This window comes from Pedobacter sp. KBS0701 (assembly GCF_005938645.2).
Lineage (GTDB): Bacteria > Bacteroidota > Bacteroidia > Sphingobacteriales > Sphingobacteriaceae > Pedobacter.
Genome location: NZ_CP042171.1, coordinates 2,038,123 through 2,064,338, shown reverse-complemented (window position 1 = coordinate 2,064,338; position 26,216 = coordinate 2,038,123). Strand labels below are relative to the sequence as shown.

Below are 26,216 nucleotides of genomic sequence, written 5' to 3'. Positions count from 1 at the left end.
CTCTGTCATTCTGACAAAGGAAGATTCTCTAGCCGATTAGCACTTCCTGAAATTAACCTCAAATGCTTACAGTGAGGTTTTCAGCCAGTTTTTCATCTTATAAAGATCCTTCGTGCCTCAGGATGACAACAGTATTTAAGTTTAAACCTCGTAGGTTTTAAAAACCTACGAGGTTTGTAACCGCTATTTCAATAAATTCTCAATCAATTCCTTTTTCACTTTTATAATTGTCCCGTGTTTATGTCCTTCTGGCACTGAAACTTCTGCTGTTACATCTTTAAAAGTTTTAAAATCGGCTGTTTTATAAGCCGAATAAATCTTTTGTCCGTAAGCGTCGAAGTAGATCAGCCAATCATTTTTAACTTTTACTACCGTTGGTCCTTCTGTTAATTTAGGGCTAAAGGTTTCCGAAATATTTTCATACGGACCTAAAGCATTTTTTGCAAAAGCAACCTTTAAATTTCTATTCGGACGGGTATTATCCTTCAGCACCAGTACATAATCTTTAACAGCCCTTTTCACAATAACCGCATCAATCACACTGAAACCAGGATCTAAGAAGAGTTTAAGCTCCGAAAAAGTCACAAAATCCTTTGTGGTGATGCTGTACATGCGGTGGTTGTTTTCTTCTTCTTCTATTCCCTTTGCAAAACGAAATGGGATGGTTGAGGCCCAAATGATCACATATTCCTTTTTCTCGTCATCGTAAAAGATTTCAGGCGCCCAAACATTTACGGTTTTAGGTTCTTTCTCCATTACCGGAAGAAATTTCTGCTCCGTCCAGTGGATCAGATCTTTTGAACTGGCATAACCAAAACCTTTATCACCTTTCCAGCTGCAGGTCCACACCAGATGAAATGTTCCATCAGGCCCTTGAACAATGGATGGATCACGTAGCACTTTTTGTATTCCGACTTCAGGTTTTAAAAAGGTTTTGTTTAAATCTGTCCAATGGTAGGCATCGTAGCTGTATAAAAGCCTTAAACCCTCAGTTGCGGGTTCATGAAAAGAAGTGAATAAATAGGCTTGTTTGGTGCAGGAGCTTAATCCGCACAAAAGCAGGCCAATAATGGCGAAACGAAATGATGCTATGGATTTTGGTTTAAACACTGTTTTTTATTTTCTTTAGTTTAACTGTCAGTCTGAGCGGAGTCGAAGACCTCAAGTTGTAATAATTAAAGAGATTGCCCTTCGACTACGCTCAGGGTGAAATCCCTATTAGATTATCGCAATAGATTTCTCCATTCCGTTACACTCCAGTCGAAATGACGATTTTTTTAAAATGATACACCTTAAACCCTCTACCTTTAAACCCTCAACCTTCTTTTATATCCCCTCCAACACCAACACCCAATCGTTACCATTTGCAGATTCGCCGGGCGGGTTAAATTCTTTAATTCCTTTATTTTCAAATTCTCCGATTTTTATCGTTTTACCTGTTCTTGGATCAAACCAGGATGCTTTTACTTCATCACCATCAATTTTGCCCATTTGTACACTGAAATTTCGTCCCGTATAGGTGTAAAGCAATGCAAACTCTTCCCCTCTTGTGGCAAGAATGCGATCGTACTTTTCGCCATTTTTACCTGCAATTAAAGTTTGATCGGGTATGCGGTCGAAATAAGGATGTACCAGCATTAAATCTTTTAAATATTGCATCTGTTTTGCACCTGGCGCGTTAATGGCAGTAATCCATTGGTCTTTCGGACCATAAGCAGGTTTTAAATCTGTCTTTTTGTACAGCTGCATCACCGAATTATGGCCATAAGTATAACCAAAAGCACCTGCAAAAACCGACCAGTAACCATATCTTCTTACATCGGCATCTGTCCAGCGGGGTTGTGTGGTATCGTGCAAACCTTGAGGAATATCCTCGTAAGATGGTTCCCCATCAATGGTTGGTTTGGTAGGTTTCAATTTATAATCCGCTTCGATATATTTCCAGTTGTCTTCGCCATAATGCAATTTTTCATTTTTAGAAGTATCCTGATCATAACGGCGGTGACCTGATTGAATCATATCAAAATCACACCATTTAGCCTTTTGAAACCATTGTGATGATGCTGTTCTTCCCCTTGGATGGAAAGTAATGAGGTGATTGGGATCATTGGCTCTTAACGTTTCACCGATGGTATTCCAAACGTCTGCACCGTCACTTCCTTTAATATCGCCACCATTTAACCAAATGATGTTCCATTTGTCTTTATAACGTTTAGCTAAAAACTCAGAATAAGCCTTTGCCTGCGTTTTATTTACTTTTTTATTTTTCACATTGGTACCCCAAACCGGAACCAAGGCCATATAAAGACCTTTTTCCGCTGCCTGATCAACGATATAATCCACATGGTCCCAATAATCGTAAGCCAGTGAATCTTTTGGATCATTGCCCGGCGTAAGCATCGGCTTTGAAATATCGGCATGAACCACTGATGAATCTAAATACACATTACTTGAGGGAACATCGTGCAGTAACATTATCTGAATTACATTAAAACCTTTCTGTTTACGATCTTCGAGGTAAGTATTCGATTCTTCGCGGGTTAACCGGCTGAACAATAACCAGGCTGTATCGCCCAACCAGAAAAAAGGTTTGCCATCGCCGGTGGTCAGGTATCTGCCATTTTCAGAAACCAGGATGCTCTTATCTCCAAAATGAGGCTTTTTCTTACAGCCAAAAGCGATGCAGGAAATAATAGCAAGTAAAAATATGTTGGTTTTAAAGTTCATGTTAAATTTTATTGATGATAATCACTTCGTCGCCTGCTGCTGCTTTATTTAATTTCACTACGGATCCACCGTTTATTTTCTCTTCTTTAAGGGCTTTTCCCGTTTTGGTATTCAATATTTTGACATTAAATTTTCCAGAAAATTGACTTAAATCGAGATTGATGGCTTCAGTAGAAGCATTATATAAAATATAAGCTTTGCCTGCATTTTCCAATCCGTACTGTTTTGCTGATTTGCCTGCCGGAAGAAATGGATTCATAGCGGACGCAAGATTTAAAATAGAAGCATCTATACTACTTACGTTAGATAGCGAACCTCCGGCCATTAAAATAGCCCATCCGAAGCTGTCAAAACTATCTGCCGAATAAATCACTGCTTTTTCAGGGAATTTGTTTTTGTATTCGGATACGGCATGATAAACTTCTTCGAAGGACGTTTTCTTCGGTTTTAGCAAACGGGCATGTTGACGTGGGGCCAAACTTAATCCGCCTTGTGGTGCATAAGCGGTTCCATCTGCCTGGTAATGCCAGTAACGGATATCGATCAGGTCAACCACTCCAGCACGTTTTGGATCGGCCAAAATTGCATCCTGAACATCTTTGTTCACACTTAAACCGATAATCGGGTGTTTGCCTGTTTCTTTCTCCCATTCGTTAATGGTATCGATCCAGAACTGAACAAAATGCAAAGGACCAGTAAATTCGGCACCGATTAATTGAATGACACCGGAATTTCCGTCAAAATTCTCTAAACATTTTCTGATATAAGCTTTATGGATAGCCCTGCGGTGTTCGTTGGTGATGTCGTAAAACTGCTCGGCCATAAAAATGCGTTTATCCCCGGCATAAGGCACAGGTTCAGGGAAACCCGTATTATTGATGTTGTTTGCGGTACGCCATGGAAAATCGGCATAATGTGCACCAGCTTCGATTATATTGTGCTGAAAATAATTTTCGTGGATCAACACCAATCCTTTCTGATCGGCAAGGTTTGCAAATTGTTTCAACCTGTCCCAATACCAGAGATTATATTTGGTGATGTCGTATTTGCTCAACCCATCCCAGGCTTTATCCTGTCCGCTACGGGCGAAAGGCAATTCGTAAAAAGGTGCCCAAACTTCTCCATCCATGCGGCGGATGCGTTCGTGATCGTCCCTTCTCCTGTCGTACCAAAGTCCATAGTTATGATCAAGCACCTTAACCGAATCGTTTTTCATCGAATCGGTAATTTCATCAAGGTCATCTGTTAAGCCATTTCCTGAGCGACCGGGAACAAAACGGGTAATATGGAATTTAGTATTTTTTAATCCATAAGGACGGGCACTGCCGTTCCACCAGGGTACATCCTGGCGATCCCCCACCACAATTTGATTCCCACGAACCAGCCACCCATTTTTGATGCTCATCGCGTTAGCAAGCGTGGGCTGAAGCACCTTATCCAAGCCAATTTTATCAATATTTTTTGCCTGCCCGGTTTCTGTCGGGATTTTATTCCGATCAGATGCCCCATCAATGTATTCTGAAACGGTTAAAGCAGGTTTGTAAGCCAGTTTTGTGAGTTTTTGGGCAACATCAACGGGCGGACTGCTTGATGCTTCGGTTTCAACCGGAAGAACAAAATTCCTGGTTTCTGCATCATTCCCGATCCGGTCTGCTAATTGAGCATAATATAAACTGCGGGGCTGAATCTGCTCGTTCGACATGTCCCAATAACCGTTTCCGGCAAATTGCGACCAGGTTCCGAAAGCCCAGTTTTGTGCGGTTGGTGGTTGAAAATTATCAACCCTTGCAGCGCTACATTGCCAAAAAACACTGTTCGCGGCACTCCAGCCTGCGCCTTGTCCATCTTGTCCGCGGTTTAAGTAACTTAAAGCTTGTCCATCTATATTGACAATATCGAATAACACACCTGATGCCCAACTATCAATCGCTCCACTGAAACTGAAAGGTAAATAAGACTGACATTGAACGAAAACATTTGGTCCCGGAGCACAGAAACCCACTGCAAAATCATGGTAACCATATTCAGAATATAACCTTTGGAAAAGCGTTTGCTGACCTGTGGTTAAAAAGGTAAAACGGCGTTCGCCACCAATCTCAGAAACCGGTGCAAGTGATTTACAATCTTCAACGGTAATTCTTTTAGCGGTTTCGAGTAGATTCACGGCAGAACCTGCAAAATGCTCAAAAACCACCTGACGCACCCATGCATCTTCTACGTTTTCTAAACAGATGGCTGTCCAGCGGTGATATTCATCTTTAATATTTTCTTTATGGTAATCTGATTCGATTTTTAGGTTTTCCACACCCGATTGGGCAATTCTGCCCTCCCACTGGTATTTTGAAACGGTGCCTCCGCCATATTTAGCATCTAATGCAGTAGTAATTGGCGCATCAAAAGTAATGCTTGACCCGTTTATTGCGGTAATTTTACGGTCCCAATGGATATCCCTGGTTCCTGGTTTCCAGCCTAAAGCACTTTCACCACCACCAAATTCGACTGTTTTTAAGGTTTCAATCCATTCTTTAGTAGATGGGCGGTTTATGATGATTTTATCGCCAACTTTAAGGCCGTTGGTATTTGCCAAAGTAATTTTATTTGCATTTACAGGCACATAAGCATCTGTAATGGCAATGGGTTTTTCTTCAATTCGGTTCTTTTTGCCTAAAATCCTGATCACACCAATGCGATCTAAGCCTGTGGCAAAAATCATGGTACCGTTTTCGCCAAATCCGCTGCCACGTAGCACCACGCCAGAGGCGGTTAATTTTAATGTTCCGGCAACTTCGTAAGTTCCTTTTTCCAATAAAACCGCACCACGTAAACCATCTTTCCCGACAGGCAATTTTGAAACATAATTAATGGCCGATTGGATCCTTAAAGTGGCATCACCTTTCGCAAGAGGAACAACAACTTTTATTGTAGCAGTTGGAATGGCTTTTTCGCCTGCCATGTAACCTGCATAAGAAAAATCGGGAATGCGGTTCCCTTGTTCATCCGGGGTATAAGCCATTTTACCATCTTTGCCTTTAAAAATGGGTTTTGGTGGCTCAACAGGCTTTGTTTTTTGTGCAAAAGACAAATTTGCAACTAAAAACAAGATAACCATCATGGCGAAGGTTTTTAGTTGTATTGCTTTTGATATATGGTTAGTTTTTGGCATATTTTTATTATTTGACCACAAAGGCATCGAATACCCTTCTCTTTGGCCGTCATTTCGAGCGGAGGGCAACGCAGTCGAGAAATCTATTTTGCTAGATAGATCTCTCCATTTCGCTGCGCTTCAGTCGAGATGACGATTTTTTGTAGAAGAAGATTACCAGTCTTTCAGCTTTAGTCTTTCTTCTTTAACCTTTCGCAGGCCTCACCTTATTAACATCCACCAGGCTATTTAAATATACTTCAATATTCGAATAACCTGATTTCGAAATTTTGGCAGCGTCTTTTGCATCTTTTGGGTTTAAACCATTTTTAGTTTCCCAGGCATCGGGAATACCATCATTATCAGTATCCACATAAGGTTTTCCTTTATATTCAGGGTAACCGCCAACCTGGGCAATATCAGAAATAATGCCTTTTTTGTAAGAATCGGCTGGCAAACGGCGTTTTACATAACTTTGTTTGGCAGGTAATTTATCCTCTTCTACGTGTTCAATTTTACCGGTTGTTACTTGTTTAATAATTCGTTGGTCTACCGCATCACGAACCGGTAATGAAGCTCCGGCATTGGCCAAAACATAATCATAAGCTTTTTTGGTATCGATGATGGAAATCTTGGCCATAGGTAAAGGTTGATCCGTACGGATGGAATCCAATAGTTTCTGTTTATCTCTTTTGCTTTCAGGCTGTATACCACCATCCCAGTTGTTTTTGGTTACTTTTTCGTTCCCTTCAATGATATTGCCGGTTACGTAAGCTTTACCAAATTCGTTGGCGAACTTTTTATCTCTACCCGATTCAGGTTTTAAGATACGATAAGAAATTGGTTCTCCGGCAGGTGTAATGGGTCCTGGTTTATAATAATTGTTGATGAAGCTATAAAATGAGGCATTATCGCCACCGTCGGCACTTCTGTTCCACCAGTTGAAGATCACATTATTGGCAAAACCAAAATCGCCATACATGCCCACCGATGGATTTCTGCTGATGTTTGATGCCCAAAGGTTACGCATAAAAGTGGAATTTAAACCACCAATTGTACTTCCGAAAGCGTGGTTATAGGTATCCAATGCTTCGGAAAAGATTGAATTTTGGATGGTGACGTTTACAGTAGGCAATTTAACAGGTTTAGAACCGTCTTGAGGATCATATACATGGCGATAAATCGACATATTTTCATCCAGTCCCCAGCTTGCCGAAACGTGATCGATAATAATATTTCCAACAGGATTGCCGCCAATGGCATCATCTCTTCTGGTAACATCGGTTGCACCACGACGGAAACGCATATAACGGATCACCACATCGTGGGTATTGATCCATACCGATTCGCCAGCGACACATACGCCATCACCAGGTGCACTCTGACCAGCAATGGTTACATAAGGTGCGCGAATGATCAATGGTGTTTTTAACCTGATGATCCCGGAAACGTTGAACACAATAATTCTTGCTCCACCCTGTTCGCAGGCTTCCCGTAAGCTTCCTTTGCCCGCATCATCAAGACTGGTTACCACATACACTTTACCGCCACGACCACCAAATGAATAAGCACCACCACCTTCGGCTCCAGGAAAGGCCACCATTTTAGATTGAGGCAAATCGCCTGGTTTGGCTGCCCATGGAATATAGGGTTTACCGTGTTTGGCCTCTTCATCCACAATGGATTTTACCTTTAAAAACTGCTTTTCCGATTTATCTTCGATGCTTTTCAAAAGTGAATCAGCTTTCTTTTCCATCGCTTCCGGAATAACCGGATATTGGGCGAAAGCCATATTTCCAATTCCACAAAGTGCAATAATGCTAAAAATTGAATTCCTGGTGCGCATTTTAGTTTGGTTTTACAATGGAAACAGGAACTACACTATTTACATAAACTTCGATATTAGAATAACCACTTTTGGTGATTTTTGAGGCATCAGAAGCATCTTTCGGATTTAAACCGTTTTTCAGTTCGTAAGCGTCAGGCATACCGTCGTCGTCTGAATCTTTGTAAGGTGTTCCTTTATATTCCGGATAACCACCCACCTGCGAAACTTCGGTAATGATACCCTGTTTATAAGAATCGCCAGGGAGTCTGCGGTGTTCGAACTGGAAAGCGGACGGCTTGGCATCAGGATGCACCTCGATTTTACCTGTGCTTACCTGTTTAACTACGCGGGTATCAACCGGATCTCTTTTTGGTAAAGTAGCTCCTGCATTTGCCAATACGTAATCTTTTGCCTGTAAGGTAGGTATAATGCTGATTTTTGGCATTGGGAAGGGATCTTTTGCCTTCATCGCTGCGAAATATTTACTGGCTTGCTCGTAAGACATTAGATTTCCTTTTTTATCTTCCAGCTGTACACCGCCATCCCAGTTGTTTTTGGTTACTTTTTCATTGCCATCGATGATATTTCCAGCGACATAAGCACGTCCGAAAACCACATAAGGTAATTTACTGCGACCAGATTCTGGTTTTAAAATGCGGTAACTGATCGGGTCTTTTAATTCGGTAACGGGACCTGGTTTGTAAAAGTTATTGATGATGTTGTATTGCGCAGTATAATCGCCTCCATCTGTAGAGCGGTTATTCCAGTTGAACACCACGTTATTGGCGAAATTGAAAATTCCGTTCCAACCGATTGATGGGTTCCGGGCACCATTATCAGCCCAAAGGTTACGTACAAAAGCACAGTTTTCTCCCCCTAAGGTTGAACCAAATGCATGGTTCCAGTAATCTAATGCTTCAGAAAAAATCGAATTTTGGATGGTAATGTTCACCGTTCCTAGTTTTTCTTCGGTTTTGCCAGTGCTATCGTTATACATGTGGCGGTACATCGACATGTTTTCGTCCAGTCCCCAGCTTGCAGAAACGTGATCGATCATGATGTTACCCACCGGATTTCCGCCAATGGCATCATCTCTACGGCCTACAAAGGTTTCGCCCCTTCTAAAACGCATAAAACGCACAATTACATCGTGTGTATTTAACCATACCGATTCGCCAGCCACGCAAACGCCATCACCCGGAGCCGTTTGTCCGGCAATGGTAATATAAGGTGCACGGATAATTAACGGGGTTTTCAACCTGATGATCCCTGCAACATTGAAAACTACAATCCTTGCGCCGCCTTGTTCACAGGCATCACGCAATGACCCCGGACCGCTATCATTTAAATTTTTTACTACGATTACTCTACCGCCATGACCACCAAAACTATAAGCGCCTCCGCCTTCAGCACCCGGAAAGGCCAATAATTTAGATTGTGGCAAATCGTTCGGTCTGCCAGCCCATGGGATATATGGTTTGCCTTCGCCTGCTTCTTTAGCAATAATAGGCTTGGCTTTTTCCCAGGCAATGTCCGATTGATGATAAGCTTCTTTCATCATCGAATCGGAAGACTTTTTCACATCGGCAGGGATATTGGGATATTGTGCGAAAGAATAATTAGCGGAGAGCATTAATGCTGTTGTGAACAACAGATTTAAAAAGTTCTTTTTCATTTGTGTTTTGCCCGTTAAAGAAGCAAAAGAAATTTAGCTGATATTTTTTGATTGGTGAAATTGTCAATCGGGAATTTTATAAAAATCGGCTCATTTCTGTTTATTTCTTTGGTTATAAGTTTTGGTTAGAAAGTATATTATATTTCAAAATTGCATGCAAAAATTGGCTGTTTACTGTATAATTTTGGCCAGGTATTGTATCATCTTTTCATTTGGTTAAAATGGCTGTAACAAATCAAATTCATTTTCACAACCGTGTTACAAGATAGAAATAATATTCATATATAAATGTAACATTCTTAAATGAAAAAAAAAGGAAACAAATTAATGTTCCCTTTTTCTAAAAACCAAATATAAAAAACCAGGGCGGCGAGCAAACCGCCCTAAGATCTTGTTATTTCAGTGGATCGAACGTGCCAGCACCATTTATACTATCCCAACCTGTTGTTTGTTGTAGGTAAGGACTTGCCGATAATACGGTTTGATTGATTCCAAAGAAATAATATTGAGGATACCAGGTAAATTTCCAATTCGCTGGACTTGTTTTGTCAAGATCATCCCGAACACTTACCTTAAAATAGTTATCGTAAAGATAATCAAGGTATTGATCGTATGTTGTTATGCCTGCAGGATAGGTTGCGGGGTCTCTGTCAATTAACGGAGCCGTTCCTGTAGCAGGTTTTAGTAATGGATCATTTGCGCCAACATAATCTGCACCTGCAGTTGTTTTAACGCCAATATAAAAACCAGTTCTGCGCGTACCGTTTAATGGAGCAAAACCTAATCTGGCTGTAGTTGCGCCTGATTCAAATAACATCCACCTCCTTAAATCCCAAAAACGTTTACTTTCATAAGCAAATTCTATTTTTCTTTCATTTAATACGGCTGCAAATAATTGGTCGCGGCTTAAGCCATTTCCAATACCATACGAACCATCGGTGCCTGCTAAAATACCTGCTCTATCTCTTATTGATTTGATTCCATCAAAGCCTTCGCTCAACTTATCTGTTCCAATAGCCGATTCGGCTAGGTTAAGCACTACTTCAGCGAATCTTATTTCCATATAATCTGTCGGACTATTGCTAAAATTACCGATGGAGTTGTTCGCATTTGGATTATTTGCTTTGCATAAATAGATACCACTAGCATTGGCGCCTTTAGTTTCGGTAGTTCCATTATAACCTGCTGTAGCTGTTTTTTTCCATACATAAGTCCATTGTTTATAATTTGTTGCTCCGCTATATGGCCAGATGGCACCGTTATATACAAAAGTTTTATAAAAGCGTGGATCTCTATTTTTGTAAAACTTAGCATCAGAATATGGGTAAGTTGAAGATGAAGCTGTAATCGGTTTACCATCTCTCATCGGGAAGGCATCAACAATCTGCTTGGTTGGAGATATTGATCCAGCCCCATTAATTTCACGCGAACGTGTAGCCTGTTCCCAGCCATTGTTTTTTTGTGGGTTTCCGATGGTCAGCGCATTGAAGCCAAAAGCGAATACAGATTCGATACTGTTATCAGCTGTAAACATATTTCCCCATGCCACACCGTTTGCTGTTCCTCCCACTTTATACAAACCAAAACCATTTGATTCTAATAACGTTTTTGCTGCCAAGTTTGCCTGGTAAGCTCTGTCCCAGCGGGCCCGGTCATCAGTACGGTTAAAAAGTGGACTAGCCCATGTTAACAGTACTCTGCCTTTTAGTGCGGCAGCAGCACCTGATGTAATCCTTCCATTATCTACGCCTGCCCATTTTCCTGGCAATAAAGAAATTGCCAGATCTAAATCTTTAACAATCTGTTCGATACAGGCAGAAGATGAACTTCTTTGTATTTCATTTGCTGGACCAGAAGAAACAATCGGGTCTTGAGGTGTTAATAGTAGTGGTACACCACCATACAATTTAACCAATTCGAAATATTGCCAGGCTCTCCAAAAATACATCTGTCCTTTAAATTTATTGGTAACATCTGTTGTTAAACCGTGTTTGTCAATTTCCTGAAGGAAAAGATTAATCTCTTTCATGCGTGTCCAGGTATTATTGGCTACACTGTTTGGCAAACGCTGGCCAAAGTATTTTAAAGCATTTGAATTTACATAAGAGATCTGAGCCCATTCTTTATTCCAATCTGTTTCACCTGCCAGTTCATCAGTTGTTTGGGTAAAGGCCGAACTGTAAGTACCATTATCAGTAGCACTCTGTACCTGAACATTCGGAGTTCCGTTATTGGCAGGCAAAAACATACCATAAACATAATCTACATATCCCTGAGCTAAGGATGCTTCTTGAAAAACCTGCTCATTAAAGCCTGCATAATCTTTTTTCTCTTCTAAAAAACTGTCTTTGCAGCTGGCGCTTAAAACTACCAGTGATACCAAAACATATATTATTTTATTCTTTTTCATGTCTTTAAAATTTAATAGTATAACTACTTTTAATTATTAAAACGTTACGTTTAATCCAAAAGAAAACGTTTTCAGGTTAGGAAAAACGTCGTATGCTGTATCACTGTCTCTATATGAATATGGATTATAGAAATTATAAGGGTTCAAGGCTGTTGCATAAACACGTACATTGCTTACTTTAACTTTTTCGAGCCAAGCTTTTGGCAAAGAATAATTTAACTGTAAGCTGGCCAAACGCATTCTAAAAGAAGAAACTTTCCAGAAATTTGAAGTTGGACTTAAACTTGTAGCTTCCCAGTTAGGATTTGGCATTGTACCAGTTGGATTAAGAATCGGATCGTAAATATCGCCCCAGATTTCTGGCACACTAGCAAAAGTACGGGAAATAGAATTGTTCATTTTTTTTCGCGCATCAATTTCCGACCACCCTCCAAACGAGCCTGAAATTACCGCTTCAATCCCAATTCCTTTATAATTGGCTTTCAATGTTGTACCGTAACCGTAGTGGTTGTTAGCTTTTTTAGATAGTTGTACCTGATCATTAAAATCGATGATGCCGTCAGGGCCAGCAAAAGTTCCATCAGGTTGTAGCGGTCCTCTAACATCTCTATAATAAAGCATACCTGGTTTTAAATCTTTTGCCAAAACTGCTGAACTGCTTCCTGCGGCGCCCGGGTTAACCGAGGTGATTTTATACTGATTTACGTAAGCATCAATTTCCTGCTGATCTTTGAACATGCCTAAATAATCGTAGCCCCATTTACCAACATCAGATGAGGTGCCATTACGTGGATTCCATGGATACAATATATCGTTTGCGTTATAATCTGCCTTAATTACTTTATTGTCTGACCATGCAAACCTGAAATCGACTCCATAACTGAAATCTTTTCCAATTTTATCATTCCATCCAATCCCAAGCTCATAACCAAAATAATCTGCTGTTGCATAATTTTGTGAAGCTACTGAGCCTCCAATGGTAATTGGAATGTTGGATGTTACCTCTGTTAAGATGTTGGTGGCATGATTGTAATAACCATCAGCAGAAAATGTAAGTCGGTTTTTTAAGAATTTAGCATCAATACCTATGTTGTTTTTAAGTTCGTCGCTCCAGGTTGCATCTGGATTTGGAGACGCCTCCATTTTATAACCTGCTGTAGCATTACCATCTCCACCGAAAACCGCTCCTTTACCATCCTGGAATGTATAACGCTGTCTCCATAACCAGGCTTTGGTTTGGTCGTTTCCTAATAAACCTATAGAGTACCTTAATTTCAAGAAGTCAATACCCGGCACTTTAAAAAAGTCTTCCTCAGAAATTACCCAGCCTAATGAACCTGAGTAAAAATTGCCCCAATAGTTACCTGGTGCAAATTTGGTTGAGGCATCACTCCTGAACATAAATTCGGCAAGGTATTTATCTGCGTAACTATAATTGGCCCTGGCCACATAAGATAGCGATCCACCTTCTGATTTTGTGGTACTTCCGTCAATAGCTCCTGTAGCTGAGTTAAACTGACCATTTGTTTGCTGTATAGGATCCGCTTTAAAAACCACTTCGTTATCATAAGCCTGTTCTGATCGTTCTACCGTTGCTAAAGCACCAATGGTATGTTTTCCAAAAGTTCTGTTGTAGGTAAGCACAAAGTTCGATTGAGTTGAACTTTGTGTGGTGTTCGAATAATAAAGCCTGTTACCATTAGAAGCTACAAGCGCAGTTGGCTGTGTTGCGCCATCGTAAATATGCTCGTTGGTGCCCAATTTTTTAAAGGTGTATACATTATATTTTGTACCGATCTGTGAGCCGGCGCTACTGCCCATATTTCTCGAATATGCAGCTCTTGCACTTAAGCCTTTTACGAATGGAATATCATATTGAGCATTTAAGTTTACAGTATAATTTGTAGTTCTGGTATTAGCCAAATTGCCCAATTTTTCAATTTCATAGAAATGATAAGTAGAAAAATCGTTCGTTGTTCCTGGTAATTTAACAGGATATCCATTGATATAAATAGGAACATAACGTGGTGCAAGAATCAGGTTACGGTAATCGTTATCATCCAGTTCGCTACCAATTTTATTAAAAGTTTTAATCAGTTCACTATTGTTTCCTGAAACCTGTAAACCCACTTTTAGGTTAGTAGCAACTTTAATATCGGCACCTGATCTGAAATTCCAACGTTTAAAATCAAGACTTGAAAGATTTCCATCCTGTTTGTAGTAAGCGATATCACCAAAATAAGTTGCACGGTCTGAGCCTCCTGAAATACTTAATGTATGTTTCATATTATAGGCCGATTTCCATGCGTCTTCTAACCAATCGTAATTGATATTTTTAAAATGTTCAAGTTCATCCTGGCTAAAAAAACTATCCGCCGCAGAGGCTCCTGTTGGATTTACATTTGCGCCGTTAGGTCCGTTCATAATGTTATAATACATGCCAAATTGGTAGGCACTAAGCATTTTGGTTCGGTAAGCTTCATCATTAACTGCATAAGAACCGCTATAACTGATGCGTGGAGGACCTATTTTACCGCGTTTAGTTTTTACCAATACGACTCCGTTACCTGCTCTTGTGCCATAAATTGCCGCTGATCCATCTTTTAAGAAAGACAGACTCTCAATCTCAGATGGATCGAGGTTATTGAAAAGTGTAGCATCTGGCTGCCCGTTCTGAGGATTGATCTGGATTACATCATCAATAACATATAGTGGATCTGTAGAACCACCATCTTTAGAAAAAATAGTGTTTGGATTTCTGATGGTAAGTTTGGCAGTAGAACCTGGTCTGGAAATACCTCCACTTACACCAACACCCAATATTTTTCCTGCCAGGGCAGCACCGATGTTACTCGCTGGTAAATCTTCTACTTCTGCTGCTTTGATATCAACCACAGCACCGGTTAAATGACTTCTTTTCTGAGTACCGTAACCTACCACAACTACATCTTCTAAGCTCTTGTTTTCGGATACCAATCGAACGGCTATATTGGTTTGTTTACCCACTTTGATTTGCTGTCTAACGTATCCGATAAAAGAAAATACCAGCACATCATCATCAGATTTTACCTGAATGGTAAAATTTCCATCCGAATTTGTACTTACATTACTCGGAATCCCTTTTAAGCTTACGTTCACACCAGGAATTCCCTGTCCATCTGCCTGATCGACAACCTTTCCCGTCACCTTTCGGTCCTGGGCAAAGAGGATTGTGCTTGCCAGTAGCATAAAAAGCAATGACAAAGAAATTTTGCGTAAAAATTTTAAGTTCATTTTATTATTTGGTTAGTTAATATTATTATTTAGGCTGGTTAGAGGCCCGCGTTTTAATGCTTTATGTTATAACTAATTGTCTAATTACACTGATCAATCAGTTTTTAAACTTTTGTTGTTAAGAAGAACAAAATAAATCGTTCGATTAACGCTTATAAAAATTAAAGTGAAAAAAAAATCGATGTGATTTGGCTCATTTTTTTATTTGGATCTAGATAAATATTTTGGTTAGAAAGTATGGTAATTCAAAGTTGCAATCAAAAATTGCCTGTTTTAGCGAGTATGTTCGCTATTTATTATACGATCTTATCAAATTGAAGGATAAAATATATAAACAACAGCCAGTGTTTTGATTTGGCGATACAAGATATAATTAATTCATATATAAATGAAATATTCTTAAATAAAAAAATCGAGACAATTAAATTGCCTCGATTTTTAACAAAAAGTGAAATTATTGTCTACCTAAAACTTCATGTTTTAATTCTGAATTTTCACATCAACATTTAAGAAAACTCCCCGGGATGAATTATTACTGGAGATGGAATTGACGTAGAAAGCACCATACTTACCTTCGGGCGTTAAGAAATAAAATAAACTGCCCGGTATTAATCCCGTAGTAATAGATTTGAGTGTGGGTTTTGCGCTTTTACCTGCTGTAAGAATCTGCGCACCGGTTCTTAAATTTAAGAAAGCTGAAGCTTGTCCCGTTTTTGGGGCAGCAAGTAAGGTTGCACGTTTATTTGTCCATGTGCTCATATCATAAGCGGTAAATGGCATCGGATTGGCATCTAAAGCATAAGTATTGTACAAATAACCGTTTACACCATTGGCCGTTACCGGCGTACGATAAATACCAAGATCGATTTTATCGGTGTTCTCTTTACCGTTGGAGTAGCTGTATAGTTGTCCGCTGGTTAAAGAAATATAAGAATTGGCTACTTTGGTAACGGTGTCCGGAATAAAGATTTCTCTGGATGACCAATATTTATAATCGGGCAGCACATTTAAAGTAATGGTTTTGTAACCATCGCCCAGGTAAATGCCACCTTTATCCAACGCCCAAATCCGGTAAGAGATTAACCCCACCCTTGTGTCCATTTTTAGCTTAACGATACCTGTAGCTTTTTTGCGCTGTGTATCATCCAGTGCAATTTTTGTAGGGATGGCAGATGAGGTTTCGAAAATACAGGCCACATACATATCTGTTTTAGGCGATTCGATGGTGTATTCTAAATAAACACTATCGCCTACGTTTACATCTTTATAACTGGTTACAGCATAAGGGCTTTTGGCCGAATAGGTTACCGTAACATCTTCGAACATGTTAAATATATTAGTGGTTTCTTTTTTACAGGCTGTAAAAAAAATTGTTGCCATTACGATCAGGCCAACAATATTTAAATTTCTTTTCATTTTAAATTTTATTTACTGATGAATATTGGTTTACAACGGATCGAATGTTCCACCGTCCCACCCTATGGTTTGATCTAACAATGGACTCGAATTCATAAATGTAGACGGCAGGGCGTAAAAATAATAGGTATCCAATATCCCAAAACCATTAGGCCCTTGATTTACGTTGGTTGCAGCAAAATATTTATCAAACGTAGCGCGGTCGTTTACATTAATGCTTTCCCTGAAACGGATACCATTGGTACCTACAGCTTCTAATTCGGTTTTCAATGCGGTTGTTTTCACTGTCCATTGAATAGTCTGCATCTGGCCGCTCAATAAATGGTAACGTCGGGTGCGTCTTAGATCGAATGAGCGTTTACCTTCGAAAGAAAACTCAACCATACGTTCGTTCATAATCAGGTCGCGCATCAGTTCTTTTGAAGTAGCCAGGTCTAAACCATAGTTTTTAGTTCCCGGTTGTATCCCTGCCCTGATCCTGATCTGTTTAATCAGGTCTTTCGCTTCTTGTAAATTGCCGATTTCGTTGGCACATTCGGCATAATTTATAATGACTTCGGCAAAACGGAGCTCTACCCAGTCTAAACCGTTTCCACCAAAATCGTTGGCATTAATTACTGAACCTTTAGCAAGATCAGGATCGCAAAATTTCTTTAAATAAAAACCCTGTGGTGATGCTTCGGTAATGCCACTATTGTAACACCATTGTTTACGGGTAGCCAGGCCGCTTAATTTCCACGGACTTCCGTTATAAGCAATGCTTGCATCTAAACGGGGATCGCGGTTTACCCAAAACACCACCGGATCATAAGTGAAAGAACTGGCCTGCCCTACCGGAACACCATCTTTCATGGTGTAGGCATTTACCAATTGTAAGGTTGGTGTAAAAGCAGATGCATTGCCACCTTCTTCTGTAGGTCTGCTTTTTTGTTCTACATTTTGTCCTCTTTTAGAAAGTTTGGCCGAATATGAACGAACGATGATGGCTTCAGGATTAGCCGTTCCTTCTTTAAGGAAAATGTCGGCATAATTTGGCATTAACGACGCCCCTGCAGCTTTACAGATATCGTAAGCTTCTTTATTGGCTTCGTAAGCTTTTTGCCACCTGCTTTGATCGAATGGGTGTGCGGGATTATTGGTTGGATTAAATTGCGGACTAGCCCAGTACAATAAAACTCTTGCTTTTAATGCAGCTGCCGCCTGACGGGTAAATTTTCCTCTTTCGGTAGCATCAACCCAGGTTACTCCATTTAACAGGTTCATGGCCGAATCGAGATCGCTTACAATGGCCTGGAAACATGCCGATGCTTTTGCACGCCCGGTGAGCGTTAAATTATCGGGATCCTGTGTTTCAAGCACCAGTGGTACTCCACCATAAAGCCTTACCAACTGGAAATAGGTAATGGCTCTTAGCGCGAAAAACTGTCCGCGCAACTTGTTTTTCGAAATTTGTGATAAGGTTCCTTTCGGGATTTCTTTTAAGGCAACATTGCAGCGGGCAATATCGAAATAACGGTTATCACCTTTATTGCCCTGGTATTTGGTGGCAATAAATTTTACGTCATTTGAGGTTAAAACCCCGTTTACCCCAATGGCCTTACGCATAATTGATTCTGAAGAAGAAAATTTATCTTCATCACTGGCATAAATCACATTATCGGCCGTTATTTCGTAAGGGAAATCGGGCATGGTTACATCGTAGGTATCATTTAAAAGAAACTGAATAGAACCTTCATTATCCCAAATCCGTGAATCCATTCCGTTTCTATCTTCGAGGTCGAAAAAATCCTTTTTGCAGGAAGTAGAGAACAAGATAAGCATCGCCATCATTCCGATCAGCAATGTGGTTTTATTTTTTAAAATCATTTTAGCTTGGTTAGAGTGATACAACATTACAGGCTTACATTTAATCCTACTGAGATGGTTCTGAGCGTAGGGTAATCATAAATGGTTGATGAATAAGGATCTTTGTAATCTAAAGGATTGATGATTGTCCACAGGTTATTGCCCGTTAATACAAATCGCGAATCGGCGATGCCTAATTTATTCATGAAATTTCTCGGCATTTTATAGGTCAGCGTCATGTTGTTTATCCTGATCATGGTGCCGCTTCTTGCCCAGAAGGTCGAATTCCAGCCAGCAGCAATAGAAGGATCATCAAAACGTGGAAACTCGGCATTGGTATTTTCTGGTGTCCAGTGATCTTTCCAATAAGCCGGAACATTTACAGTTGTGCTTGCCGGAGCTTTAGATTTGGTGTCAAAAAATGCTTTTCCGCCAAAACGGGTTACAAAATTCGTATTCAAACTAAAGGCTTTATAGGTAAGGCCAACGTTAAAACCAACTCCAAAGGAATTAAGGCTTTTGAACATTAGCGTCTGGTCTTTTTCAGTGATCTTTCCATCGCCGTTAACATCTTCATAGTATAGCCAGCCCACTTGCGGTACTGATCCGTTAATGGTATAGGTAGGATATTTATTCAATAAAGCATCTACATCGGCCTGTGTCCTTAACATTCCTTTCGAAATCAGCCCGTAGTTTGAGGTATTGTATACATTTGGATTGGTGCCAAACTGGTATTTAAGATCCGGGTAAGTGGTATCCCATAACTGGAACTGGTTATAAAACATCCTGTCGATTCGGCTATTGCCAAAACCGAACATCACATCGGTTGATATGCCAAAATCTTTACCCAGCTTGGTGCGGTAACCCAATGTAATTTCGTGACCCCAGGATGTTCTTTGCTGATAATTTACAATCGGTGCTTCGAACCCGGCATACATCGGGAAGTTTTCGTTATTGCCTTTATCAAACATATCATAAGAATACCGGTGATAAAACTCGTAGGTAATGTTCAGTTTATTGTTAAATAAGGCTGCATCCAAACCTAAGTTCATGGTACGTGCTTTCTCCCAGGTAATATCAGGGTTAGGCAAAATTGATGGATTTAAACCACCATACATCGATTCGTTATAAGAATAACCATTCGGATCTACCTTATAGCGCGATTGCCATAAACGGGCATCCACACGGCTTTCGCCAACCATACCATAATTGGCACGGACCTTTAAATTGCTTACAAATTTTACGTTTTCTTTAAAGAAATTTTCCTGACTAATTACCCAGCCCAGGCCTAAACTTGGAAATAAACCCCAGCGGTTACCCGGAGCGAAATTTGAAGAGGCATCCCATCTTCCAATCGCTTCTAATAGGTATTTCTTGTCAAAATCGTAACTGAAACGGGTAATGAACGAACGTTGTACGGCTTCACCAAAGGTGTTTTCCTGCATGGTGAAGGTAGATTGATCAAAACCCCAGTATTGGTTCACATTTGGCAATACCTGGTTTCTCCAGTATACAGAAAGCGATTCGCTGTTATTTTCTGACTGATCGAAAGCAGCTAAAGCGGTGATGGAGTGTTTACCGATCTGACGGTTGTAGCTTAATGATCCAATAGCCTGATAGCTCGAGGCCATATCGTTACCTTTTAATAATATGGTATTAGCCAAACCAACAGCGGTAATGGCTGTAGTAGGCTCGTTGGTGTACAACAATCCGTTCTGACCGGTCATTTTGAAATTATAAACGGTATATGGCGGAATATACTGGCCACCACTCCCGCTCCTGTTGTTTTTACCAAAACGTACACTTGCCGTTAAACCTTTAATAAAAGAAGGGCTATAGTTTAATGATGCGTTGATGTTTAAACCCTGCGATTTACTGTAAATGTTATTGCCAGAATTGATAACCGCTAAAGGATTGGTGTTTCCGTTGTAGTTTACGGGTTTGCCATCAATCTGTATAGGTACCCACATTGGGGTGGTAATCAACTGTTGGAAAAAGGCCTGATCATTCTCCCCGCCATTTTTATAGGTATCGCTGTTTTTCTTGTTAAAATCAGTATTTAAGGTTACATCGGCAGTTAAACCCGGAAAAATCTTGGCATTCATACCTGAACGGAAAGCGTATTTATTATAAGTAATACCTCCGTAGTTACCGGTTTCATTGTAGTAATTACCGCCTGCAAAAAAGGTAATGGCATCCGAACCACCAGAAATATTAATGTTGTGCCTGTTGGTTGAAGCTACTTTCCAAAGCTCATCGAACCAGCTCTTATTGGGATTGTTTTTTAAAACTTCCAGCTCAGCGTCTGAAAACAAGGATGAAGTTGGGGCGTTTTTAATTTTGTTGGCATCATTCAGTAAAGTAGCATGATCATAAGCACTGAGCATTTTCACATCACTGGTATTATCCTGATAACCCACATAACCGGTATAGCTAATTTTAGGTTTCCCTGCTTTTCCCCTTTTGGTGGTAACTAAAACAACCCCTTTTGCACCAGATGCACCATAAATGGCTGCCGAAGCATCTTTCAAAAATGAAATATCTTCTACCATAGAGATATCGATATTGTCGAATTCATCGCGGGTTACGGTAATTCCATCGATAACATAAAGCGGTTCGGAAGTAACGCCATAGAGTTTTGATTGATCGGAAGCAGTTGAATTACGGATGTTTAAGGTGATAGAAGAACCTGGTTTACCTGAAACGCTATTTACACCAACACCTTGTATTTTATTCCGTAAGGCTGCTGCAATGTTTGGTACAGGTAAATCCTGTATTTCTTCGGCTTTAATATTGGCCACTGAACCCAAAATTTCGGAACGCTTTTTAGACCCATAACCAATTACCACTACTGCGTCATTATCTAAACTCTGACTGTCTTCTGCCAGGCTGATTTCCAAAGTTGATTTACCAGCAAGCGTAACCACCTGACGGGCATAACCCACATAAGAAAATACGAGAACATCGGTGGTAGGATCGGCAACCAGGGCAAATTCTCCTTTATCATTGGTACTTACATTGTTGGTTTTTCCACGGATACCAACGCTCACTCCGGGTATGGGTTGCCCGTCTTTTTTATCCACCACCTTGCCTTTTATCTGTTTTTGTTGAGCAAAAACGCTTGTAAAAGCACAAAGCAGTAGCATTAAAACCCATGGGGTTTTTCGTAAAGTTTTAAAGGTCATAATAGTTTATTTGGTTAGTTTGGTTTTTTTTCTGATTTTAATTGGCTTCAGCCCTGGCCTTTCGCCTTTTCTCCCATTCTATGCCTTCCTTTTTAAGGTCGTAGCTTGCTGCTGATAAGTAATTATTAATGCGGCCTTTGTATTTACCGAACCAGGCATGTTTTTTATCAGATGATTCTGCATCCATGGCATGCTCCCGCGCTTCGGTTAACCAGGTTAGGATCTGTTTTTTCTGATCTTCGGTCAGCGTTAAAATTTCTTCCTGATAAGCTTTGTAAGTGATGGGCAATACATTATAAGTCATGCCGTTTTTAACCAGCTCTACCTGCTCATTAGTTAGTTGTGCAGAAAGTTTACTGATGTATTTTTTGTGGAGTTTGTTTAAAGCTGTTTCTACAATGCGGCCATCTTTGGCCAGTGCCGAATCGCGTTCTACCTTATTGTCTTTGTTTTTTTCTTTAATTTCTTTAACCCTGGCATCACGCGCCGCGTAAATATCATTCAGATTGCTGTACTGATCGCGCACAATAACCGTTACTTTTTCTGTTTTACTGGCATCGGTAAGGCCTAAATTGGTCACAATTTTAGCAGCACGATCGGTAATCATTTTGGTATAGGTTTCTTTATCAGCAGCGGCATTAGTTTGTGCAAAAATGGCTGTCATGCCGGAGAACGTTAACATAAAGGCCAAAAGGGATAATTTCATGTATTTGATATTTTAAATTGAATATATTTTTAATGGAATTTGAGCTTTTTTGAAGCATTAAAATTTAAACGGGATCCATCCACCACCAACAGTTTTGATGAAGAGGATGTTTAAATACCCAGCCTAAATTAGTGGAATTTTTGGTGATTTTCCCTTGTCTCATAATTTATTAATAAACAAAAAATTTATAGGAAAATAATTTGTTTGTTTGTAATTTGGTTAAGCCTATTGGTCTTTATACAAAACTCAACATAGAAAAACACAATTTTCTAATGGTTTTTAGCCAATTAATATAGGATATTATCATTTAACTGTTTAACTTTAGACCTGCTGCACAAATTTAGTTGAGTTAATTGTTGCGGTGCTAACCAAATATTTTAACCCTGAGATGAAACCCCATTTTCATAAAGTTCCCATTACTTTACAAAGTTCTTTTAGTATCCGTCACGACATTAAACCCGATTTTGGAAACATCTGGCATTACCATCCCGAACTCGAACTTCATTATGTAATTAAAGGTGAAGGTGTCCGTTTTATTGGCGACAATATCAGCAATTTTGTACCAGATGAAATGGTGCTTTTAGGCGAAAACCTGCCACACACCTGGCGTTGTAAAGATGAGTACTTTCAGAATAATCCCGACCTCACAACGGAAGCCATGGTGATCCATTTCTTGCCCGATTGTTTGGGCAAATATATGCTCACTTTGCCCGAGGCTTACCTGATCCCCAAATTGTTCGAAAAAGCTAAAAGTGGCATGGTAATTAAAGGCAAGGCCAAAGATAAACTGGTTGATTTAATGCGGGCTGCTGTTGATGCTACGAATTTAGACCGCATTATTATTTTACTTTCGATCTTAAAAACGCTGGCAGAAACGGATGAGTATTCGACCATTGTAACCAGCAAAAATACTTTTTATCAATCGAACGAATCGGAAACTTTACGCATCAATAAAATCTGTAATTATACCCTCAGCAATTATAAAAAGGATATTACTTTAGAGGAAGTGGCATCGTTGAGTAATTTAAGTGTGACTTCTTTCTGCCGTTATTTTAAATTAATGACGAAAAAGACTTTCTATGATTTTCTGATCGAGATCAGGGTGAGCCATGCCTGCCGTTTCCTGATTGAAAATAAGTTACCTACCGAAATGATCTGTTTCGATTGTGGTTTCAATAATGTATCTAATTTTTACCGGCACTTTAAAAAAGTAACAGGAATGACGCCTTTGGACTATAAAAGAAAGTATTTGAATTAAATTTCTTTCGCGATCGTCATGCTGAATTTATTTCAGCATCTTACCTACAAAATAGATTTTGAAACAAATTCACGATGACGAATGAGCATGAATTTCATCGTCATCTCGACTGTAGCGCAGCGAAATGGAGAGATCTATTTAAAAGATTTCTCCACTTAGGTCGAAATGACGACTGTACCACTATATAAAAACCTTAATATTCAGGTTATTACGCAATGAAGTATAATCATCAAACAAGGTTTCCATTCCTTTCTCTTCGCTTGTGGTAAATGCCCCCACATTTCTTCGTGTAAAAGTAGAAATGTTTAAACCCCGTTTTCGCAGAAAATATTTAGATACTACCGGATAAACATGATGCATCACCTCCATATTATCGATCAAAAACTGTTGCACGGCCTGTACCTCATCATTAAGCGATTCATCATTATAATGATCACATAACCAAACAATTAACTCCGGAAAATAATTGCCCTGAATGCAGGATAACCCTGAAGCACCTGCTTTTAGCGAATCAACGGCATGAACCATGTAGGCATCGTACAAACCAAAAGCATAACCCTCGGTTAGTTTAAGTTTTTCTTTTATCTGAGTAAGATCCAGGCTGGTATCTTTATGGTAAATTACCCTTCCTGTAGCAACAAAATCGGCCAGTTGCTGTGGCTTTAATACTCTTTTGTAGGGTACAGGGCATTCGTAAAAACCCATTGGGATTTCATCCGTTTGATGCAGCAGATCGAACACACGGTCGTTAAATATTTCATCACTTTCCCCCTCATTAGCCAATAAACTGGTAATGGCAATTACAGCTTCTACACCTGCATCACTTACCTCCTTTATAAAATCGGCTTGTTTGGCAATTTCACCACCAAAGGTTCCGGTGGCGACAACAGGTACAGCACCATTTGCCGCTTTGATGACATGTTTTATAGCCTGGATTCTTTCTTTATCACTTAATTCGAACATTTCGCTTGACAGGCAATTGGCAAACAAACCTGAAGCTCCTGCCTGTAAATAAATCTCCGTAAGTTGTGTTAAAGCAGGATAATCGATGTTCCCATTGCTCAAAAATGGCGTGAGCATAACCGGGATGAACCCTTTTTGTGAGTTTTCCATTGTAGTTTGATATGGTAAATGTGCTATGTTTTTTGTACCAGAAAAGATCTGAATGAGCTTAATGGACTGTTTTTGTCTTTTTGTTTTTAATTTTTGTCAGGAAAAGTCCTGTTAAAAAAATGGTTAAAGTACCGATTACGATAATCATGTTTTTATGTAAAGGATTTCTAAAAACTTCATATTCTGGAGGAAGAAGTGAAGAAAATGTCATCCATATAATTACAGCAATACCGATAATGGTTGCCGTGATGGCTTCATGGTTTTTGCTTTGCTTGCTGATGATGCCTAATAAAAACAATCCCAGCATTCCAGCCGCAAAAATACCTGATAACTCCCACCAAACATCCAAAATGCTTTTTACACCGATCATGGCAATCCCGGCAATCATACCCAATAATCCAAATCCTACGGTAGCCAAATGTAACAGCGATAAATTTTGTTTTTCGGTGATGCCGGGTTTGAAATATCTTTTGTAAATATCTACCGAAAACACGGTAGCTGAAGCGTTCATACCAGAACTGATGGTACTCATGGCTGCAGATAAAATGGCCGAAACAATTAGTCCAACCAAACCTACCGGGATCCTGGTGACCATAAAATGAGGCATTATTTTATCGCCATAATCTGATGGGACCAAAGCATTCTGCACTTTCAACACCTCTGCTGCTGAAGCATGTAAAGGTAAGCGCTCAATAGCTACCTGATGTTTGATCGACTGCACCAATTCCGGATTAACCTCATAGTAAGCGTACAAGCAAGATCCTATAATGAAAAATAACAATGAGGCTGGGATGTATAACCAAACACATAGCCATATTGATTTCGAAGCAGCTTTACTTGATGATGCCGTATGGTAACGCTGAATATAATTCTGGTCCATTCCAAAATTGTTCAGGTTGATAAAAAAACCATAAAGCAAAACCACCCAAAACGACGATCCGACAAAATCGAATTTAAAACTGCCGAGGCTAAATTTATCGGCAGATTTTCCAATCTCTACAATCTTTGATACACCTCCCGGCATGTTCGTAACAATCAGGTACAAAATGAGCAATGCGCCCAGGGTTTTCACAATGGCCTGTACCACCTCTGTCCATATTACCGCTTCAATTCCTCCTAAAACGGTGTAGAAAATGATACATATACCCATTACGATCATAATCATCTGCATGGAATAACCTGTAAGTGCCTGCAGGCTTAGTGCGATCCCGAAAAATATAGATCCCATTCTGGCCAATTGTGTCAATAAAAAACATACTACTGCATATACCCTTGCCCATGCCCCAAAACGTTTTTCTAAATGGGTATAAGCTGATATTTCTCCGGTATTGCGGTAGAATGGCACAAAATATTTAGAAGCCACCCATGCCGCCAAAGGCATCGAAATACTGAATACAAATGCATTCCAGTTGCCGCCAAAAGATTTACCGGGCACGCCCAAAAAAGTATTGCTGCTTAAAAATGTTGCATAAATAGATAAACCTATCGCCCATCCGGGAATCAGGCCCGAAGCTTTTGTAAATTGCTCGGAGTTTTTATTTTTTCGCGAAAAATAAACCCCAACTAATATCATCCCAACAAGATAAATGAAGATGATCGCAAGATCGAATACAGGAAGACCTTTCATTACTTGTTGGC

14 protein-coding genes are annotated in these 26,216 nt (G+C 39.8%); 1 reads left to right on the top strand and 13 read right to left on the bottom strand.

What is annotated here, in order from left to right:
• Positions 1–183 precede the first annotated feature (183 nt).
• The 11 genes from FFJ24_RS08170 to FFJ24_RS08120 form a co-directional block, all read right to left on the bottom strand.
• Complete coding sequence (locus FFJ24_RS08170) at positions 184–1,110, bottom strand: glycoside hydrolase family 43 protein (RefSeq protein WP_246862767.1); 927 nt, start codon at positions 1,108–1,110, stop codon at positions 184–186.
• Positions 1,111–1,326: 216 nt separating this feature from the next.
• Entirely contained in the window at positions 1,327–2,727 is a 1,401-nt protein-coding gene (locus FFJ24_RS08165) for a glycoside hydrolase family 140 protein (protein ID WP_138821003.1), read from the bottom strand.
• Position 2,728: 1 nt separating this feature from the next.
• Positions 2,729–5,890: a DUF6298 domain-containing protein gene (locus FFJ24_RS08160; RefSeq protein WP_138821001.1), complete on the bottom strand. Its 3,162-nt coding sequence runs from the start codon at positions 5,888–5,890 to the stop codon at positions 2,729–2,731.
• A gap of 184 nt (positions 5,891–6,074) precedes the next feature.
• Complete coding sequence (locus FFJ24_RS08155; RefSeq protein ID WP_138820999.1) at positions 6,075–7,715, bottom strand: polysaccharide lyase; 1,641 nt, start codon at positions 7,713–7,715, stop codon at positions 6,075–6,077.
• A gap of 1 nt (position 7,716) precedes the next feature.
• Positions 7,717–9,372, bottom strand: coding sequence for a polysaccharide lyase family 1 protein (locus tag FFJ24_RS08150; protein ID WP_138820997.1), 1,656 nt, complete (start codon positions 9,370–9,372; stop codon positions 7,717–7,719).
• Positions 9,373–9,766: 394 nt separating this feature from the next.
• On the bottom strand, positions 9,767–11,782 hold the full coding sequence (locus FFJ24_RS08145; RefSeq protein ID WP_138820995.1) for a RagB/SusD family nutrient uptake outer membrane protein: 2,016 nt from the start codon (positions 11,780–11,782) through the stop codon (positions 9,767–9,769).
• Positions 11,783–11,818: 36 nt separating this feature from the next.
• Positions 11,819–15,055, bottom strand: a complete 3,237-nt coding sequence (locus tag FFJ24_RS08140) for a TonB-dependent receptor (RefSeq protein ID WP_138820994.1) — start codon at positions 15,053–15,055, stop codon at positions 11,819–11,821.
• A gap of 480 nt (positions 15,056–15,535) precedes the next feature.
• A complete protein-coding gene (locus FFJ24_RS08135) occupies positions 15,536–16,471 on the bottom strand; it encodes a hypothetical protein (RefSeq protein WP_138820992.1) in 936 nt (311 codons plus the stop codon).
• A 30-nt stretch (positions 16,472–16,501) separates the two neighbouring features.
• Positions 16,502–18,337, bottom strand: coding sequence for a RagB/SusD family nutrient uptake outer membrane protein (locus FFJ24_RS08130; RefSeq protein WP_168202412.1), 1,836 nt, complete (start codon positions 18,335–18,337; stop codon positions 16,502–16,504).
• 26 nt (positions 18,338–18,363) lie between these two features.
• Positions 18,364–21,501 carry a TonB-dependent receptor gene (locus FFJ24_RS08125; RefSeq protein ID WP_138820988.1) on the bottom strand — a complete coding sequence of 1,046 codons (3,138 nt, stop codon included), beginning with the start codon at positions 21,499–21,501 and terminating at the stop codon, positions 18,364–18,366.
• A gap of 37 nt (positions 21,502–21,538) precedes the next feature.
• Complete coding sequence (locus tag FFJ24_RS08120; RefSeq protein WP_138820986.1) at positions 21,539–22,207, bottom strand: DUF3826 domain-containing protein; 669 nt, start codon at positions 22,205–22,207, stop codon at positions 21,539–21,541.
• 388 nt (positions 22,208–22,595) lie between these two features.
• Here FFJ24_RS08120 and FFJ24_RS08115 point away from each other — a divergent pair, with 388 nt between their 5' ends.
• A complete protein-coding gene (locus tag FFJ24_RS08115) occupies positions 22,596–23,465 on the top strand; it encodes an AraC family transcriptional regulator (RefSeq protein ID WP_025143623.1) in 870 nt (289 codons plus the stop codon).
• Positions 23,466–23,645: 180 nt separating this feature from the next.
• Here FFJ24_RS08115 and FFJ24_RS08110 read toward each other — a convergent pair whose 3' ends face one another.
• Together FFJ24_RS08110 and FFJ24_RS08105 are read right to left on the bottom strand one after the other, a co-directional pair.
• The gene (locus tag FFJ24_RS08110; RefSeq protein WP_138820984.1) at positions 23,646–24,578 is read right to left on the bottom strand and encodes a dihydrodipicolinate synthase family protein; all 933 of its coding nucleotides are present in this window, start codon (positions 24,576–24,578) and stop codon (positions 23,646–23,648) included.
• Positions 24,579–24,636: 58 nt separating this feature from the next.
• Positions 24,637–26,205: a sodium:solute symporter gene (locus FFJ24_RS08105; protein ID WP_138820983.1), complete on the bottom strand. Its 1,569-nt coding sequence runs from the start codon at positions 26,203–26,205 to the stop codon at positions 24,637–24,639.
• Positions 26,206–26,216: the final 11 nt, after the last annotated feature.